This window comes from Dyadobacter sp. HNCC25DJ185, from assembly GCF_056895195.1.
The window spans coordinates 70,419-87,489 of sequence record NZ_JBXHAR010000015.1 but is presented as its reverse complement, the minus strand read 5'-3'; the positions used below and the strand labels follow the sequence as shown (position 1 = coordinate 87,489).

The window sequence follows — 17,071 nt, the reverse complement described above, 5'->3', positions numbered from 1 at the left end:
AGTTTTTTTAGGATTTAGCAATAGCAGCCCTTTTACACCCTGAAATGGATGTTCTGCGAGATACAGGAAGGGCGTAGAAAGTCGGTACCGGTGCAACGGTACCGATTTCGTTTCCGGAAGTCAGATAAAGTTTAAGACATAGTAAATGGGTTATAGATGGGTTATTATTGACAGCCTTTTCCTGTAACCAGAATCTTGGTCCCTCGCACTTCGTAACTCCCGTTGATCGTCCCGCAAAGCAGTTCCAGTTTGGTATACAGTGCCTGATGTGTGAGATTCCCGGTAAATGGGCAGTGGCTCAATGACTCCTGCTCCAATTCAATTTCTATCCCGTAGATAACTTCCAGCTGATGGATCACGTCCCCGATGGGTGTATCTTCGAATACGAGGGAAGGAGATGCTATTTTTTCTGATACAGATGCCACAATTGGCTGCGGATCCTCTGTAATGCTGGTGACAAATTGCTCGTTGTCAGGAAAATACGTGGCTTTCTGATTGGGGGTCAAAATGACACCGCGGTTGGGACTAAGATTGGTAAGTTCCTTTACCCCCTGTCTGTATACCGTTACCTTACCGCTTTGAACGGTAACCTGAACAGGTTGCCTGGGACCGCCGGCCCGAACCTGGAATGTGGTGCCCAACACTTTCGTAATGATATCATTGGAATAAACAAGGAATGGTCTGGCGGGGTCGCGATGCACATCAAAGCTGGCCTCTCCAAGCAGTCTCACATCCCTGGTTTTCTTATTAAATTCCTTATGAACAGCCAGTTGTGCACGGGGCGACAGCATAACAATGCTTCCGTCCGGCAGTTTAACTTCCTTATGCTTTCCCGTCTCATTCACAAACTGCGTCCATTCGGTCTGTTCCACCTTATCAATCAGCGACTGTTGCCCGAACCAATTTGGGAGCAGTCGCTGGTGCCAGTTCAGACCAATCACAACTGCAATGACAGCGGCGATCCCGGAAGCGATCAACGCAACTTTACGCCATAATGGCCTCACGAACGGTGCAGATTCTACGACTGATTCCGGAGTGTGCGGCTGGACCTTGCTCCAGAGCTTTTGCTCCATCGTCAGCCATTGCTCTTCTGATAACGGAATTTCAATAGGCTCTCCAAGTAATTCATACCACTGCTCCACCAGCTGGCTTTCCTCAGGTGTGCAGGTATGCGTTTCGTAACGGTCCAATAAAGCCAGAAAGGCAGATCGATTCATTATATCGCGACTTCAGAAGTGTTCAATGATATAGTATAAAAAAGCGGGTGGAGCCGTAAATTAAATTTGTATTTATTTGAAAAATAACAAATAAATGGAGGATGTGCTCAAAGATTCTTGAAATAATTAAATATCAAAAATCGCTTTGGCAAAAGAAAATATGTTTGGGCGGGCGTGCTTTCTAGAGGGAAGAAATGGATGTGCCAAGGGTGGCGGCGATGACCGAATAGGCCATATAGTCCTTCAATTGCAACCGCAGCAGGCGTAAGGATTGCGTAATGTGGTATTCAACAGCGCGATCGGTAAGCCCCAGCTGGCTTGCTATCTCTGAGGTAGAACGCTGTTCAAAACGGCTCATCTGAAATATCAGCCGTGTTTTTTCGGGGAGCAAATTGAGGGCATTCTCCAATGCAGCCGACAACTCGGCCAGACCTAGTCCCGTATCGGCCAGCTGGTCTGTGGTTTGGTCGGAAGCTTCTTTCAGCTCGGCTTGCGCATGAACAAGCTTTGCTTTAATAAAGCCGATCACACTGTATCTCAATGCTGTTTTAAGGTACGCTTCGGGGTTCTCGATGAGGGTCTTTTGACGGTTTTCCCACAATTTCAGAAATAATTCCTGCACCATTTCCTCGGCAGCAATCTGACTATTCGTTTTCCAGGTCGCAATGGAAAACAGCGACCGCCAGTAACGCTGGTAGATAGCCTCATAGGCCTTTGCGTCGCCTGTAAAAAGAAGCCTTCCCAACATTTCATCTGGCAACGTCGAGTACAGATCATTATCCATTGGTAACTCCTTATTCCGGTGTCTGTGAATTTACTGACTATGGAGTCAAGATACACAGATTTTGGCAATTGAAGAATATATGGACATTGACTCGAACCTCAGGGAGTTTGAAGTGAGCTTTGGATCAACGTAAAGTGTTCCCTGCGCTGTTCGGGAGCAACCTTACTATGATAAGCAGTTGGCGTGAAGGCGTAACATCCCCGTCTATCCGGAAGGAATCTTCATCAGGGATTGCCCTGATTTTCGGTAAGGCGCTTTTTGACGTGAGCTTTTGGGACTTATAGTATCATCTGACCATGTAGCGGGGTACCCATTTCAATTGAAAAACCCTGCTGATTACTGACCAGCAAACGATCAGGGCCACCACGCCCGCACTACGGAACATCAGCGTTTCAAGCACATTTTCCGGGGCGGCAGCATGCAGGATATCCGGTTCCCCTGCGGTAAAGAAAACGGGGTTCAGGTAAACCTGCGTACCATTGACGTATGACCAGACGGCCCTCGCATAATGGTCCTGCGGCTTAAGTATGAACCGGACCCGGCTGGTGTCATGAAACAATTGGATCTCTTTACCCTGCTGCCCGGTGATCACCACGTCGCTCGCCTGCTGGCTCATTTCGATCAGGACCGTATCGCCGCTGACCTGCATATTTTTAAGGAAAGGGATCGAATCGGCATGCTGATCGGCGCCGATGACAACGCCGTAATTCTTCCCGCTTCTCAAAGCATTCAAAACCAGCTCCTGACTGTTTTCGGGCACGTTGACAAACGTACAGATCTTCCCGAGCCGCTCCTTTTCGATCACATTGTGCAGGTCGTCGTCCCCGACGATGAACACTTTCCGGCCTGCCGACAACGCGGCGTCCCACTGCTCTGTCGAGATCACAGAAGGGTTCAGTACTTCCATGCAGTCATAATTGGAAAGAGAAGCAAAATCGCCTGCCGGGTAGCCGCTCCGTAATTCGGGGTGGTTCAGGATGATCAGGGAGTTTGGAGTTTTCAGATGGTTGAGAACATCCTGCTTGTTATGGATGGTCTGCGGTAAAACATAATCCAGCCACTCGATCCGGTAGTCGCCCAGAACCAGCTGATGCGTTTTCCGGATATTATACCCGTGCTCATAGGCAGGTATGTATCCTTTTTGCCGTTCGCCGGTGGTATCGATGTAATGATAGTTGGACACGCAATGCACACCGTATTTAAGGTCCTTGTAAGCGCGATGGATGTCTTTCGCGGTCCCATGCCCATCGGTGACCCCGTTCCAGGCTTTGGCGTGCGCGTGAAAATTGCATTTAACCCAGTCGGCTGCCGAAATAGACCGGTATGGATTGTAAATCCTGCGTCCTGTGAAGGGGGCCGGATCTTTGAATTTGAAATGCGGGCAGAAGAAGTATTGGTTTACAGCCAGAAAGGCAATCAGTGAAAGTAGGCTTAGCAGGGTTAGCCGCAATATTTTCATGATAATCCCGATGATTTGATCCCACCCTCTACACGGCGGGTTTGTTTGAATGGCAGGGCAAAAGAACCATTTATTACATCATTTCTTTTTACCCCAACATGATCAAATCATTTCTTTATTACGAGCAGCCAGTCTCAATGGAAAGGGTTCTTGCTAGAACGCAATGCCAAGCCCGGCGCCAAGGTTAACCACCCCGATAAACCGTTTGTCGGACAACTGCTCCGAAAGTTCGAGCGTGCCCACTTTTGCCTTGATCGCCAGGTGTTTTACCTGCGCCCTGGCGCTGATGATGTCTGCGTCTACATGAACAAACAGGCTTTTGAAAACAGGATAACGAAGGCTGCCCCCCCCTGCAAACCCAAAGGGAGTAACCGTTTTCCGGTCCATCGTGATATCGATCTGCGTACTGGCGGGATCTACCTGCCCGGTGGCGGTCAACACATTGCCAGTCAGGTGAACAGACGGTGTCTTCGCTGTGACAATACCCGCCTGGACGTGCCCTTCGATCTTAAGCTTTTGATAATTCAGATAAACGGCAGGCCCGATCAGGGCCGCGCCTAACTTCCATTTGGAAACATCGCTCTGCCAGGTGTAGGTCTTTCCTGTTCCGACCGTGTAGGAATTTGCTTTTTCGACAATGGGCCCTGCGTTGGTACTATTGTTGTTGAAATTGCCCGAAAAGCGGAACCCGAGCCATTTCCACACCTGCCGGTCATAATTGACCTGTCCGTAGAATCCCGATCCCGCCAGGCCGGACAAAGGGTCATCCGGTTTGGCCTTCGCGAATTTTCCGACCGGCAGGCTGTAACCCGCGGAGACGGAAACGAACCCGCGCTTGTCCTGCGCCAGGGCGTTGTGTGCAAGTGATAATCCGACTATCAGAAGAAGTGCAGAAGCTAAATATTTCATATCAGTCAACAGGTCCGAACATTTCCCAAATGTACATGGCAATTTTGTAGAATTGCTAGATAAATACTCCTTTATAGCGGAATAATGGGGTTACGGCAAGGTTATTAAATTTTTTAAATAATTGTTAAGAATCGCTTTCCGGCTTTTATGAGCATGCTGCGGGGCGCATATTTGCCCCGTTTTTAAGGATTTGCTCCGCAAATTGGAGATCACTCCTGTTATTTATTACCAATCCCACAAATTATGTTTTCATGTTTTACCAGCATTTTTAAGCCAAAAATTGCTGTATCCGCGCTATTGCTGGCAGCGGCCACGCTCCATAGCCAGGGCTATCTGATGGCGGCCGTCAAAACGGGTGCGAGCCATCAGGTCCTTCGTGACTTACAGGGTACCGTTCGTGACGAAAAGGGCGAGTTTCTGCCCGGGGTAAGTATTGTAGTGAAAGGCACCCAACGGGGCGCCGTAACGGATGCCAATGGTAAGTATACCCTGGGCATCAACGATAATGAAGAGGCATCGTTGATCTTCTCATTTGTAGGTTACCAGTCCCAGGAAATCGTGATCAGCAACCAGACCGTCCTTGATGTGACCATGAAAGCGGATGCAAAGTCGCTGGACGAAGTAGTCGTGATCGGGTACGGAACGGCCCGTAAAAGTGACCTTTCAGCGGCGGTATCCACCGTGCCGGATATGGCGCAGATCAAAAACAGGCCCGTGCTCAATGTCCAGAGTATGATCCAGGGAAAAGTAGCAGGGGTAACGGCGGTCAGCAATGGTGGCCACCCCAACAGCGCGCCCTCGGTAACGATACGTGGAATGGGCTCGCGCAGCGGTGAAAGTGTACTGTATGTGGTGGACGGTGTGCCGGGCGCCCCTTTCAACCCGGCTGATGTGGAGTCGATGACCGTACTGAAAGATGCTGCTTCCGCTGCGATCTATGGAGCATTTTCCGGTTCTGCAGGTGTAATCCTGATCACTACTCGCCAGGCAGCGCAGGGGAAACCCAGTATCGAATATAGTGGATTCGTGGGTGCCAAACAGGCCTGGCGTCTGCCGCAATCATTGACGGCTCAGGACGAAGCACGCATTTCTAACCTGGCTTACACCAACGCAGGCCTCTCGCCACTGGACGGCTGGGATGCATCCAAAAACCCCTACGCGGCAGTAACGCGTACCGATTGGGTGGACGAGATTTTCCGTACCGGCATCGTGCAGCGGCATAACCTGAGCATCAATTCGGGCACTGACAAGTTTTCTACATTGATCCAGGGCCGCTATGAAAAAGAAGAAGGCACCTTGCTGAACACATTCAGCCAGAACTTATCCCTCAGGCTGAACGCGAACTACCAATTCAGCAAACATTTGAAATTCAGGCAGGATGTTTTCTGGAACAACAACGACAACCGAGGCACGGAAACGGCCAGCGGATACAGCGGAACGATCCTCTCCGCGATATATATGCCCAGATCTGCTACTGCTTATTATGAAGACGGAAGCTTCGGTGGCGTAGGCCCGCGTGACAGCCAGTACCTGGGTATCCATGGAGATGCGATCAACCCGGTAGGGACGCTGCTGCGTAATAATCCCTACAACAAATCGAGCCAGGTACAGTCGGTATCGGAGTTCAGCTATACCGACATTATTCCCGATCTGACCTTCTTTACCCGGTTCACGTACCGCCAGGGAAGCTCGCTCTGGAAGAAGTTTGAGCCCAAAAGAACGGAGCCAGGTAAGCCTAACAATCAAAACAGCCTGGCTTATTCCACCGACCGTAACTACCAGTGGATCTGGGAGAATACATTGAATTATAATAAGATATTGGGCAAGAACAGCATTGGTGCGATGCTTTCGACAACAGCCCAGGAAAATGGCGCGCGTGGATTTGGCGCTGGTGCCAGAGGTTTCGAAAACGAATCGGAGTGGGCCAACTTCTTTGTAAATGCTACTGTTTTTGATCAGGACCGCCCGAGCGATTATGAATGGAAAGATAAGAACGCTTCGTATGTAGGGCGTTTGTCGTACAGCTGGGCCGACCGGTATTTCGTGACCGGAAGTTACCGCTTCGACATCGCCGGACGTTTGGCCAGTGGCTATCGCGGCAAAGGGTTCCCGGGTGTTACCGGTGCCTGGAAAATCAGCTCCGAACCTTTCCTGAATTCATTACCGGTCGACTTGCTCAAATTGCGCGCGAGCTGGGGACGAATTGGTAACATCGGCTCCATCGGCACCTATTATGGTTATCCGAGACTGAGCTCTAACAGTACCTATCAGATCGGTAACGAGGCGCCTATCAGCAACGCGCTTTATGTGAACAGCCGCTTTAACCCTGAGCTTTCGTGGGAAACTTCGCAGCAAACCGATATTGGTCTGGATGTGAGTGTTTTGAAGGAAAGGCTTTCCTTGACCGTCGATTATTTTAATAAACTGACCTACGATCTGATCAAGCAGCAGGACACCGGCTGGCCCAATACATTCGGTTACGGCGCGCCTTTCATCAACCAGGGTAAAATCAGGAATACAGGCTGGGAGTTTTCGGCTGCATGGCGCGACCGCGTTGACGAGCTGAGCTACGAAGTGAGCGGTAACCTGGCGACATTGAAAAACCGGGTGGATTATATCGATGGAAACCCATCGTCGTTCTGGTCGCACGGGGATTCGTGGAGAGGTATCCTGAATCCTTACCGTTCAGTGGTTGGTCAGCCCTATTATTCTTACTGGCTGATTAAAAATGACGGTATCTTCCAAAGCAATGCCGAGGCAGAAGCCTATGTCGCAGCCAATGGAAACCGGATCCAGCCCAACGCTAAGGCCGGTGACCTCAAATTTGTCGATGAAAACAAAGATGGTAAGATCGACGACAGCGACCGTGTGTTCATGGGCAGCGCTTTTCCAAAAGTGACCTACGGCATTACTGCCAATGTGGCCTGGAAAAACTTCGACGCGAGTTTGTTTATGCAAGGGGTAGGTGGCGTGAAATTGTTCCATGCATTTAAGGAATCGACTTTGAACGGCGCCGAGCAAGGATATAACCGGTGGGATAAAATCCTGGACGCCTGGTCGGAAAGCAACACGGGATCCAACATTCCGCGCGTGCAGGCGAACGATCCTAACCGCAACTTTTCAACCAACTCCGACTGGTACCTGGAAAACGGCAATTACCTGCGTGTGAAAAACCTCATGGTCGGCTATACTTTCAAAAAATTGAAAGGCATTGAAAACCTGAGGGTATATGTAAGCGGCGATAACCTACTGACTTTCACCAAATACTCGGGCATGGACCCGGAAGTGGGCGGTATCGGTCTAGACGGCGGCCAGTTCCCGGTTTCAAGGACCTATTCAGCCGGTCTGAGACTTAAATTCTGATTGAAAGCTTAAATTTTTAGCAAATGAAATTCAATATCCTATATCAACTATCCCTCGTTGCCACCCTGGCATGTGCTACAAGCTGCGACGAGAAATGGGTAGATACCAAACCGAACGGAGAGCCGACGACGGCATTCTTTTGGAAAAGTGAAGACGATGTAAAGAAAGCAGTGGCTGCCATGTATGTGCCGATGCGTTACGAATCGACCTGGGGCAGGAACCTGTTCTGGATGCAAAATGCCAGCGATGACCTGGTTACGGGTCGTGTCCGCGCGGAAAGCGACAACATCAAAAACTTCAATGTAACAGGCCGTGAAAGTGGCATGACCGGAGGCTGGAACGATGTATACTGGATGATCAACAAGGCCAATCAGGTGATCGAAGGCATCCCCACTGCTACCAACGTTTCTGAATCTGTGAAAAACACTGCATTGGGCGAGGCTTATTTCGTACGTGGATTTGCGCATTTCTGGATTGCCTACTTGTGGGGGCATAAAAATCAGGGTGTACCATTCGACGGTCCTGAGAACGCGGAATATGGCAAAAGAATACCTCCCCAGATGCCGTCCGTGACAGATAACTACGCACAGGTCATCGCCGATCTGCAAAAAGCGGCAGACCTGCTTCCATTGTTCGAAACTTTTGGCACATCCGACCAGGGCCGTGCGCACAAGGCAGCAGCCTGGGGATATATGGTCAAAACTTACGCCTATTGGGCACAGCACGACGCCAGCAAATGGGCGATGATCCCAGCCATTGCCGATAAGATCAAAACCGAGGGTAACCGTGCTTTAATCACAGGCAAAGGAAGCGCCCGCGCCAATTACCAGGCGGTGTTTAAAGTTGAAAACAATTTCAGCAGTGAATACATCTGGTCGGTAACGTCGGGTCTGCAGGGAGGATCGGAGTTTATCGGGGTTGTGCTGGAAAATAAGGGATGGGGAATTTTCAATGGCTGGGGATATTTCCAGCCAACCGAAGAATTGTATGACGAGTATGAGGCCAACGACCCGCGCCGTGAGGTAACGATCTTAAAGTTCGGCGATAAGTTTACCTATTTCGGCAAGGAGCGTTCTTACTATTCCACCAACAGTTTGTCGGGTTTCCAGATCAATAAATATATGGAACCTTACAGCTATGGTACCAACGAGGATGCCAGTACCAACAACATGATCAACCAGAATGGTGACTATCCAACCACGAGGCTGAACCTGCCCCTGTTGCGTTATGCCGAAATATTGCTGTTAAAAGCAGAAGCGCTCATGATGCAGGGTAAAAATGCGGAAGCCGCCGTGCCATTGAACGAAGTAAGGGCGCGTGTCGGGTTAGCTCCGGTCGCTGCGCCTACCATGGCCGACCTGAAACACGAACGCCGGGTAGAACTGGCCTGCGAATGGACAGACCGTCTGCAGGATTTGAAGAGATGGGGTGATTACCCGAAAATCAACGCTCCGCTTCACGGGCGTATCCATACCAATAAAACGGACCCTGCTTCTCCTTTTACCGTGAAGGAAATCTGGCCGGCCCGCAGTTTCGACCCCTCGAAACATATGGCCTGGCCAATGAGCCCCGACGAAATTTCAAGGTCCAACGGAGCCTACAAGCAGACGCCGGGTTGGTAACTAATTGTTTTTGAATTGATCAATAAAAGTAAGAGGCTGTCCCAATCTGTGGGGCAGCCTCTTAAAATGGTTTCACATCCCATTTCATGACGCCGCCGAAGGCACTGGTCGCTATGACTTTGCCGTCTGGTGAAATAGCGATTTCGTCCGGGGTTTCATTGCGGAGTTTTAAAGGATAATCCATGAAATTGCCGTTGCGAAGGTCCCATATCCGAACAGCGCCGAAAACCCCTGTGGCGACCCATCGGTCGTCTGGCGAAAAGTAAACCCTGCCTGGGGTATCATTCTTCATTTTTGTGGGGTAATCGGTGAATTCGGACGTGCCCAGCTTCCAAACGCGTACTGCTCCCCATACACCAGCTGCGAGAAGAGAGCCATCATTCGAAAAGCGCACATTTTTCGGGGTTTCGTATCGAGATTTGGCCGGGTAGTCGGTGTATTTATCGGACGCGTGTTCCCAAACCCGGGCTCCGCCCCATACCCCTGCAGCCAGGAGGCTCCCGTCGGGAGAAAAGACAACGGAATTGGGGGTTTCATTGATTAATTTGGCAGGTAATGTGGGTTTGGTCATTTTGCAGGACGCCATGAAAAAGGCGCTGCACAGCAAGAATGCGATCGGGTTCCGGAAGTTGATGAAATGCATATCATTGTAATTTGAGGCCTGTCTTTTGATCACGACAACTGCGCCCCGAAAAACCCCTACGCTTATTTGTGACTGTTGGCCCGGTCATTAGCGAATATTGCCCAAAGACTCGGCAGAAAAAAAAGTGTGATATCTTAAATAACATGTGGTCAATCAATTGCCCCGATCGCCCAAGCAATCCTTGACAACCCATGACCACATGATATTTTTTTAAAATAACCGTTACTTTTTATACACGCGGTACAGTCTGCCCTGATCGGTCACCGCGTAGAGCGCGCCATCTTTGCCTTGGGTAATGTCGCGGAAACGCTGGCCCTCTTTGGCGAGCAGCCTTTCTTCGCCCACTACTTTGTTGTTTTCAATGACCAGCCTTACGATATGCATGCTGCTCAAGCCGCCGATAAATAGGTTGTTTTTCCATTCGGGAATGCTGTCGCTACTGTAAAAAGTAATGCCGCTCGGAGAAACAACCGGGTCCCAATAATAGACAGGCTGTTCCATTCCTTCTTTCACCTGGATAGAGTCGCCGATTTTCTTGCCGCTGTATTCGATGCCATACGTGATGGTAGGCCAGCCGTAGTTCTTGCCGGGCTCAATGCGGTTCAGCTCGTCGCCTCCTCTGGGTCCGAACTCCACTTCCCACAAATCGCCCGTGACCGGGTGAAATGCAAGTCCCTGGACGTTGCGGTGGCCATAAGAATACAGCTCGGGCTTGGCGCCAGCCTTTCCTTCAAACGGGTTCCCGGCAACCGGTTTGCCTTCTCTAGTGATCCGGATCACTTTCCCCAGACTCGAATTCAGCTGTTGCGCCTGCGGCCGGGTAATGGTATCGGAACGTTCGCCGGTGCTGATGATGAGGTTCTCATTTTTATCGAATAAAATACGTCCACCGTAGTGCAGATTGCTGGCGAATGCGGGAGTGGCGCGGTAAATCACCGTCGCGCCTTCAATTTTCTTTTCGTCTGCCGAAAGCTTGCCTTTGGCTACGGCAGTGAGGTTGCCGTCCGGGCGTGCCTCTGAAAACACCCAGTAAACCATCCTGTTTTTCTCAAAATCGGGATCGACGCGGATCCCAAGTAAGCCTCCCTGCCCCTCTGCATTGACGGCAGGAATGCCGATGATGGGTTCGCTAACTACCCCGGCGGTGGTTGCAATGCGCATGGTACCCGCTTTTTCTGTAATGATCAGGCGGCCGCCGGGCAAGCTTGTAATGCCCCATGGGTTTGTCAGATTGCTGGCTAAGACTTTGCCTTCGTAAGCGGTGACTGATTTAACGCCAGCGATCCTGGTTTGACCTTCAAATGCGGGTTTGTAATCCGAATTGGCCTTCTGGGTTTCAACTGGGGCTGCCGCAGTGCTGTCGGCTTGGGCCGCATCGGCGTTGTCTGGTGCTTTTTTTTGGCACGAGGCAAAAGCAAACGCAGCCAGGATAAGCAAAATACTTTTAGTCATTGTATTGAAGATATTAGGTTAGAAATAAGGCTTCCTGGCAGTCATTTTATTGTGTCCGCATATGGATAACGGAAAAATAGCCTGCCAGGGCACTTTCATCAATTGCATTTATAAATGCATCCTAACACAATATCTATGCCGAAGTAGTATTTGCGGGTATGGTCGGTGCTAAAACAAGAAAGCCCCGGGAACACCGGGGCTTTTTCAGGCTGTTCTCTGAGTACTATTCAAATGAAATAACGCGCTCGCCTTTGGTCTGGATAGCGATTTCTTTGGTCAGTTTCTGATCTCCTGCGCTGATTTCGAAATAGTAAGTGCCGTCGTTCATTCCTTCCAGATCGAATACCCGGCGATACTGTTGTTCTGCTTTTCCAAACGTTTCGCTGTAAAAAGTTTTTCCTGTTTCGTCTTTCAATACAACCTTCAACCGGGCGTCGCCGCCTTTGTCTACAGCAAGCTTCACTTTGTTGCTGTGACGCACCTGGAAAATCGAGGCGTCGAATGCTACCTTGTTAGGAGAGCTGGTCGTTTCACGGTCCACCTTTTCGGAGGTAAATGAAGAAAGAGAGTACAGCAGGGCAACTGCGCAAACTGCTTTGGAAACAATTGAGATTTTCATGGCTATGTTGGTTTTAAAGATTTGGTTATTATATTTTCTCATGGCTGCTTATCTGTTAAAAAAGCCTGTGCCAATTTTAGCCCCACTCATTTTCTGAGGGTGGAAAATGTAAGTTAAACATTTGATTATTAGATAATTAAAAGTATTTTTAAGCCTGCTTCGAAAATTTCATGTTCAAAAAGTAGATGTCCGGAAGTGAACGAACGACCGTGATACCGGACGATCTTAGCGCGTTTAAGAGATTGTCTCAACACCTGTCGGCGGAGTTCGTCGATGGAACAGGGTTGTATGCCGCGCCAACTGCTCTTTTCGGAGTTGGCTGCACATGATTGTAAATTCAGCGTGAAATCGTCAGAAACAGAATTCCATTTTATAACCTGCAACAGACACCGGGATGTTTAGAAACTACTTCAAAATCGCACAGCGGAACCTGCTGCTCCACAAAAGTTTCTCGTTTATCAATATTTTGGGGCTGACCATCGGGTTGACCTGCTGTTTCCTGATCCTGGTTTTTGTGCGCCATGAGCTGAGCTATGATACGTTTCACGCGAAATACGACCGCATTTACCGGCTCAATTATATGCCCAAATTCGCGGGGTATGCCCAGTTTATCGCACTGACGCCCCCTGTGGCGTCGCCTTTGCTGCCCGATTATTTTTCCGACATCGAAAAATCCGCGCGGATCTACCGGAGCAATGCTACCATTGAGGTCCCGACGAGTTCGAGCTCCCGGCCTGTCAAGTTCGATGAGGACCATTTTTACTTTGCGGATTCGACCTTGCTGGACATATTCTCCTTCAGGTTTATAGAGGGAGATGCACGGACTGCCCTGAAAAACAAGTATTCCGTGATCATCACCGACCAAATCGCGGAGAAATATTTTGGTAAGCAGGATGCGCTTGGTAAAATGCTGATTTACGAGGGGAAACATCCGCTGAAAGTAACAGGCATAGTGAAGGGGTTCCCGGATCATTCGCACATCCGGATCGACTTGCTTTCGGATTATCAGACCATGTTTGCGACGGAGAGCGAGCTGGTACGGACCAATCTGCCTCAGAACTGGATTATTACGCACTCATCTACGTATGTCCTGCTACGTCCGGGCAGGTCCGCGGCCGGCGTCAATGCCCGCTTCCCCCGGTTTTTGGCGACCCACGCGGATAAGCAGCTGGCAAAGGATATCGAATACAAATTGCAGCCCCTGGCCGATATTCACCTGAACGATGAAATAGAGGGGAACCAGGAAGCTACGGGCAGCATGACTTACCTGTATGTCTTCCTGGGTATCGGTTTTATGACTTTGCTGATTGCCTGTATCAATTTTGTGAACCTGTCTACGGCACGCTCCTTGAAAAGGGCCAGGGAAGTGGGTATCCGTAAAACGTTGGGCAGCGAAAAAAGCCAGATCATCGCCCAGTTTTTGGGAGAGTCGTTGATGCTCAGTGGTATCGCATTGCTCTTAGCGGTTGTGCTGATCGGCCTTTTGCTTCCCGCTTTGAACAGTCTGACTGACAAGAAACTCACTCTTTCGTACCTGTTTTCCAGCCCGCTGCTGTTACTCGCCTTTGTGGGGATCGCGATGCTGGCGGGACTTCTGTCAGGTAGTTATCCTGCCTTTTTTGTGTCCCGTTTCCAGCCCATTGCTACGTTGAAGGGAAGCTTTATAGGCGGAAAAGCAAAAGGAGGGGCGCTCAGGCATGCATTGCTGGGGCTTCAGTTTGTTACTTCCATCGCGCTGATCATCGGCGCTATGGTCGCTTTCCGGCAGTTGAACTACCTGATGGAGCAGCCGATGGGTTTTAATAAAGATTACATGGTCACGGCAAACGTCCGGAACGAGAAGATAACCAATGTTTTTGCATCGCGCAACGACAGTGCTTACCTGCGTTTAAAGACTTTCAGGGAAATCGTGCTTAAAAATCCTGACGTGAAGGAGGTTACCTTTTCCACGGAGAGGATGGGGGCGGGTGTCGTTCAGCGGAATGTGGTCCCCGAAGGCAAGACGAAAGACAACAACCTGTTCATTGGCGCACTGGGGACTGATTTCAATTTTGTGAAAACATATCGCCTGAAGCTCGCTGCCGGACGCGATCTTTCCGAAAGCTTTTCAACGGACCAAAACGCCGGATTTCTGATCAATGAAACGGGGGTGAAGCAATTGGGCTGGAAATCCGCGGAGGAAGCTATTGGCAAGTCCATAAACCTGGAAGGAAAGCAGGGCAGGATTGTGGGCGTCCTGAAAGATTTCCATAATCAATCGCTTCAAAACCCGATCCAGGGAATGTTATTGCACATCGACCAGCCACTGCTCACACAGGTATCTATCCAGCTTGCGCCCGGGAACATGAGTAGGACGCTGTCCTATATCAGGAGCGAATGGGACCGGTACTTTCCTGAAAAAGGTTTTGATTATGCATTTTTGGATCAGAGCATTGCGAATGCCTACGAAAAGGAGCAGCGCCTCAGTAAGCTGATCGGCTATTTTGCCGGGCTCGCGATCCTGATCTCCTGCCTGGGCCTGTATGGACTGGTGTCCATCGTGACCCAGCACAGGACAAAAGAAATCGGTATCAGGAAAGTGCTCGGTGCAACGGTGACCCACATTGTACAGCTGCTGTCGCGGGATTTCGTGACCCTGGTCGGCGTATCACTGCTTATCGCCAGCCCGGTTTCGTGGTATGTGATGGACAAGTGGCTTGCACACTTTGCCTTCAAAACCGACATAGCCTGGTGGATATTCGGCATGGCGGGCGTACTCACCATCATGGTCACCTTGCTGACCGTCAGCTTTCAGAGTATCAAAGCGGCATTGGCAAATCCGGTCAAATCACTTCGCTCAGAGTAAGTTGAGCCGGCAAACCGGGAGCGAAAGCATTCAGGAACGGTCTGTCGAAACCCTGATCTCAAATTCTCCCTGGCGAATGTTGTACAGTCCGCCGTCGGGGTTGGGCAAAAGAATTTGAAAAGTGCCACGCACGATCACGAAATCACTTCCCCTGTTGCTCACTTCCCAGATCAGATAGCTTTTCATATCGGTGCCTGAGAGGGGAAGTGAACGGAAACCCGCCGGCCCGGCCATTCGGACCCTGACTATCGTATTTCCGGTCAGAGAATCGCCCAGGAACGCCTGGGTCTGCTGATGAAGGGCCATATTGGAAAAATCGGTGTTCTTTAAAGAGAACTCGATCCCCAGTGATACGCCGGTTCCATAGCTGGCGAGACCGCCGAAAGTGAGTGATTTTTCGTCGGGCAGGTATTGGGCCTGAACAACACCGGAACCGGAATCACCCGCTATCCAGGTCGAATTGTTTACCATACACCGCATACCAGATGGTAAATAGGGCGTTTCCGATAATGGAGCCACGACCGTCTTCCCGCCGTCTGTGGAACAGGACGTCAGCACAAAGCTGCCGAGAAAAACAAGGATCAAAATGGAGAGAATGAACTTAAACGTATTCATAGCTAACAGATAAAAAGTGGATATGTTAATTTTTCCACAAAGGAAACTGGGATTTCCGGGGGCGATATCGGCGTTTTTCCCTATTTTAGAACCAGGGTTCTCTATTTTAACTGCGAGCTACTGTCTTGGAAAGGGCGCTTTTCTTCCCTTATTTATAAAATAGGGAATATCACCGATATCGCTCTTACTGGTTTTGGCTAATCTTGCGCAACGAATGACGCTCAGAACCTCAGATAGTATGACCACACCTGTCGTAATGCGGGCCGCGCAGTGGACCGGCACACAAAAATTTGCGCTCAGATTCTTCCTGGCATTTTTTTCACTGTATATCTTTCTCAATCCCAATGGCAGTATCCCGTATACCGACGATTTTGCCAATTTTTACCTTCAGCCATTTCATCTCCTCATCCCGTGGATAGCCGAACATGTACTGCACCTCGGTAAGCCTGTCGACGTAACTGTCACAGGCAGCGGCGATACTACTTACGATTATGTACTGCTGTTGTTTACGGTGTGGACGGCAAGCCTTTTCGCTGTGATTTGGACAGTGACCGAAACGAAGCAGCGTAACTACCATGTGATTTTTTATTGGGCCTGTGTAATCGTGCGGTTTTATGTGGCTTTCACGATGGTCAATTATGGGCTGGCCAAAGTGATGAAGCTGCAGTTTCCGTTTCCTTCGCTAAGTCGTCTCGTTCAGCCATTTGGAACAATGTCACCCATGGGGCTTGCCTGGGCTTACATGGGTTATTCGGTGGGTTTCAACTACTTCGTGGGCTTCTCTGAGGTCATCTGCGGCTTATTGCTGTTGTTCAGGAGAACCGCTATGCTTGGTGCGGCTTTGTCGCTGGTGGTGGCGCTGAATATCATGGCTGTGAATTACTGTTTCGACGTGCCGGTCAAGATATTGTCGACCATGCTTGTGCTGATGTCGCTGTTTTTGCAGGCTAAAGACGGCATGCGACTCCTGAATTTCTTTTTTCTCCATCCCGGCGATCCGGCCCCGGGCTGCCCGGGATGGAGAGGGAGGGCAGCCATTGGTTTTAAGTACATCCTGATCGTATTCGTGCTGATCGGATTTGTCGTACTCTATGTTAAAACCGCGGGCGAATATGGGGATGCTGCCGAGAAACCGCCTTTATACGGTATCTATCATGTAGAAAGTTTCGTAAGGAATGGCGACACCATTCCTCCTTTAACGACTGATAATACTCGCTGGCGAAAGCTGATCGTCCATACTCAGGGTTTTGCAAAGATCATGGCCATGAACGACACGACAAAAAGATATGCGTTTGCGGCAGACGTGAAAACGAACACTATCAAAGGAAATACGCTGGAAAACAAGGCCCATCATTTTGCATTTGCGTATCAGGAGAGTAAAAACGGTTATCTGCAACTCAAAGGCCGATGGGCGGCAGACTCCCTGCACATCAGCCTGAGGAAGTTCGATACCAGCAACTTTACTTTGGTCAACAGGGGTTTCCATTGGGTCAATGAATTTCCTTATAATAAATAGATTTTTGGCTGAAATCTGTCAGTTGCG

General features: G+C 49.8%; 12 protein-coding genes. 4 read left to right on the top strand and 8 right to left on the bottom strand.

Annotated elements, in window-relative coordinates; genetic code table 11:
* Positions 1 to 164: 164 nt before the first annotated feature.
* From AC1XUF_RS30525 to AC1XUF_RS30510, 4 genes are all read right to left on the bottom strand, one after another.
* Positions 165 to 1,217 carry a FecR family protein gene (locus AC1XUF_RS30525; protein ID WP_483345667.1) on the bottom strand — a complete coding sequence of 351 codons (1,053 nt, stop codon included), beginning with the start codon at positions 1,215 to 1,217 and terminating at the stop codon, positions 165 to 167.
* A gap of 181 nt (positions 1,218 to 1,398) precedes the next feature.
* Positions 1,399 to 2,001 (bottom strand): sigma-70 family RNA polymerase sigma factor, encoded by a 603-nt coding sequence (locus AC1XUF_RS30520; RefSeq protein ID WP_483345666.1) that lies wholly within the window; start codon positions 1,999 to 2,001, stop codon positions 1,399 to 1,401.
* A gap of 286 nt (positions 2,002 to 2,287) precedes the next feature.
* Positions 2,288 to 3,460, bottom strand: a complete 1,173-nt coding sequence (locus AC1XUF_RS30515; protein ID WP_483345665.1) for a CehA/McbA family metallohydrolase domain-containing protein — start codon at positions 3,458 to 3,460, stop codon at positions 2,288 to 2,290.
* Between the two features lie 153 nt (positions 3,461 to 3,613).
* Positions 3,614 to 4,369, bottom strand: coding sequence for a hypothetical protein (locus AC1XUF_RS30510; protein WP_483345664.1), 756 nt, complete (start codon positions 4,367 to 4,369; stop codon positions 3,614 to 3,616).
* A gap of 243 nt (positions 4,370 to 4,612) precedes the next feature.
* Here AC1XUF_RS30510 and AC1XUF_RS30505 point away from each other — a divergent pair, with 243 nt between their 5' ends.
* Positions 4,613 to 7,732 carry a SusC/RagA family TonB-linked outer membrane protein gene (locus AC1XUF_RS30505; protein ID WP_483345663.1) on the top strand — a complete coding sequence of 1,040 codons (3,120 nt, stop codon included), beginning with the start codon at positions 4,613 to 4,615 and terminating at the stop codon, positions 7,730 to 7,732.
* A 23-nt stretch (positions 7,733 to 7,755) separates the two neighbouring features.
* Complete coding sequence (locus tag AC1XUF_RS30500; protein ID WP_483345662.1) at positions 7,756 to 9,354, top strand: RagB/SusD family nutrient uptake outer membrane protein; 1,599 nt, start codon at positions 7,756 to 7,758, stop codon at positions 9,352 to 9,354.
* Between the two features lie 61 nt (positions 9,355 to 9,415).
* Here the strand turns inward: AC1XUF_RS30500 and AC1XUF_RS30495 are convergent, their stop codons facing one another.
* From AC1XUF_RS30495 to AC1XUF_RS30485, 3 genes are all read right to left on the bottom strand, one after another.
* Complete coding sequence (locus AC1XUF_RS30495; protein ID WP_483345661.1) at positions 9,416 to 9,997, bottom strand: WD40 repeat domain-containing protein; 582 nt, start codon at positions 9,995 to 9,997, stop codon at positions 9,416 to 9,418.
* 222 nt (positions 9,998 to 10,219) lie between these two features.
* A complete protein-coding gene (locus AC1XUF_RS30490) occupies positions 10,220 to 11,449 on the bottom strand; it encodes a PQQ-dependent sugar dehydrogenase (RefSeq protein ID WP_483345660.1) in 1,230 nt (409 codons plus the stop codon).
* 223 nt (positions 11,450 to 11,672) lie between these two features.
* Positions 11,673 to 12,068: a hypothetical protein gene (locus AC1XUF_RS30485; protein ID WP_483345659.1), complete on the bottom strand. Its 396-nt coding sequence runs from the start codon at positions 12,066 to 12,068 to the stop codon at positions 11,673 to 11,675.
* A gap of 394 nt (positions 12,069 to 12,462) precedes the next feature.
* Between AC1XUF_RS30485 and AC1XUF_RS30480 the strand changes: the two genes are divergently transcribed.
* A complete protein-coding gene (locus AC1XUF_RS30480) occupies positions 12,463 to 14,913 on the top strand; it encodes an ABC transporter permease (RefSeq protein ID WP_483345658.1) in 2,451 nt (816 codons plus the stop codon).
* A gap of 30 nt (positions 14,914 to 14,943) precedes the next feature.
* On the opposite strand, the gene AC1XUF_RS30475 is transcribed toward AC1XUF_RS30480, so the two are convergent.
* A complete protein-coding gene (locus AC1XUF_RS30475) occupies positions 14,944 to 15,528 on the bottom strand; it encodes a hypothetical protein (RefSeq protein WP_483345657.1) in 585 nt (194 codons plus the stop codon).
* 214 nt (positions 15,529 to 15,742) lie between these two features.
* On the opposite strand from AC1XUF_RS30475, the gene AC1XUF_RS30470 reads away from it, so the two are divergent.
* Positions 15,743 to 17,044, top strand: coding sequence for a DoxX family protein (locus AC1XUF_RS30470; RefSeq protein ID WP_483345656.1), 1,302 nt, complete (start codon positions 15,743 to 15,745; stop codon positions 17,042 to 17,044).
* Positions 17,045 to 17,071: the final 27 nt, after the last annotated feature.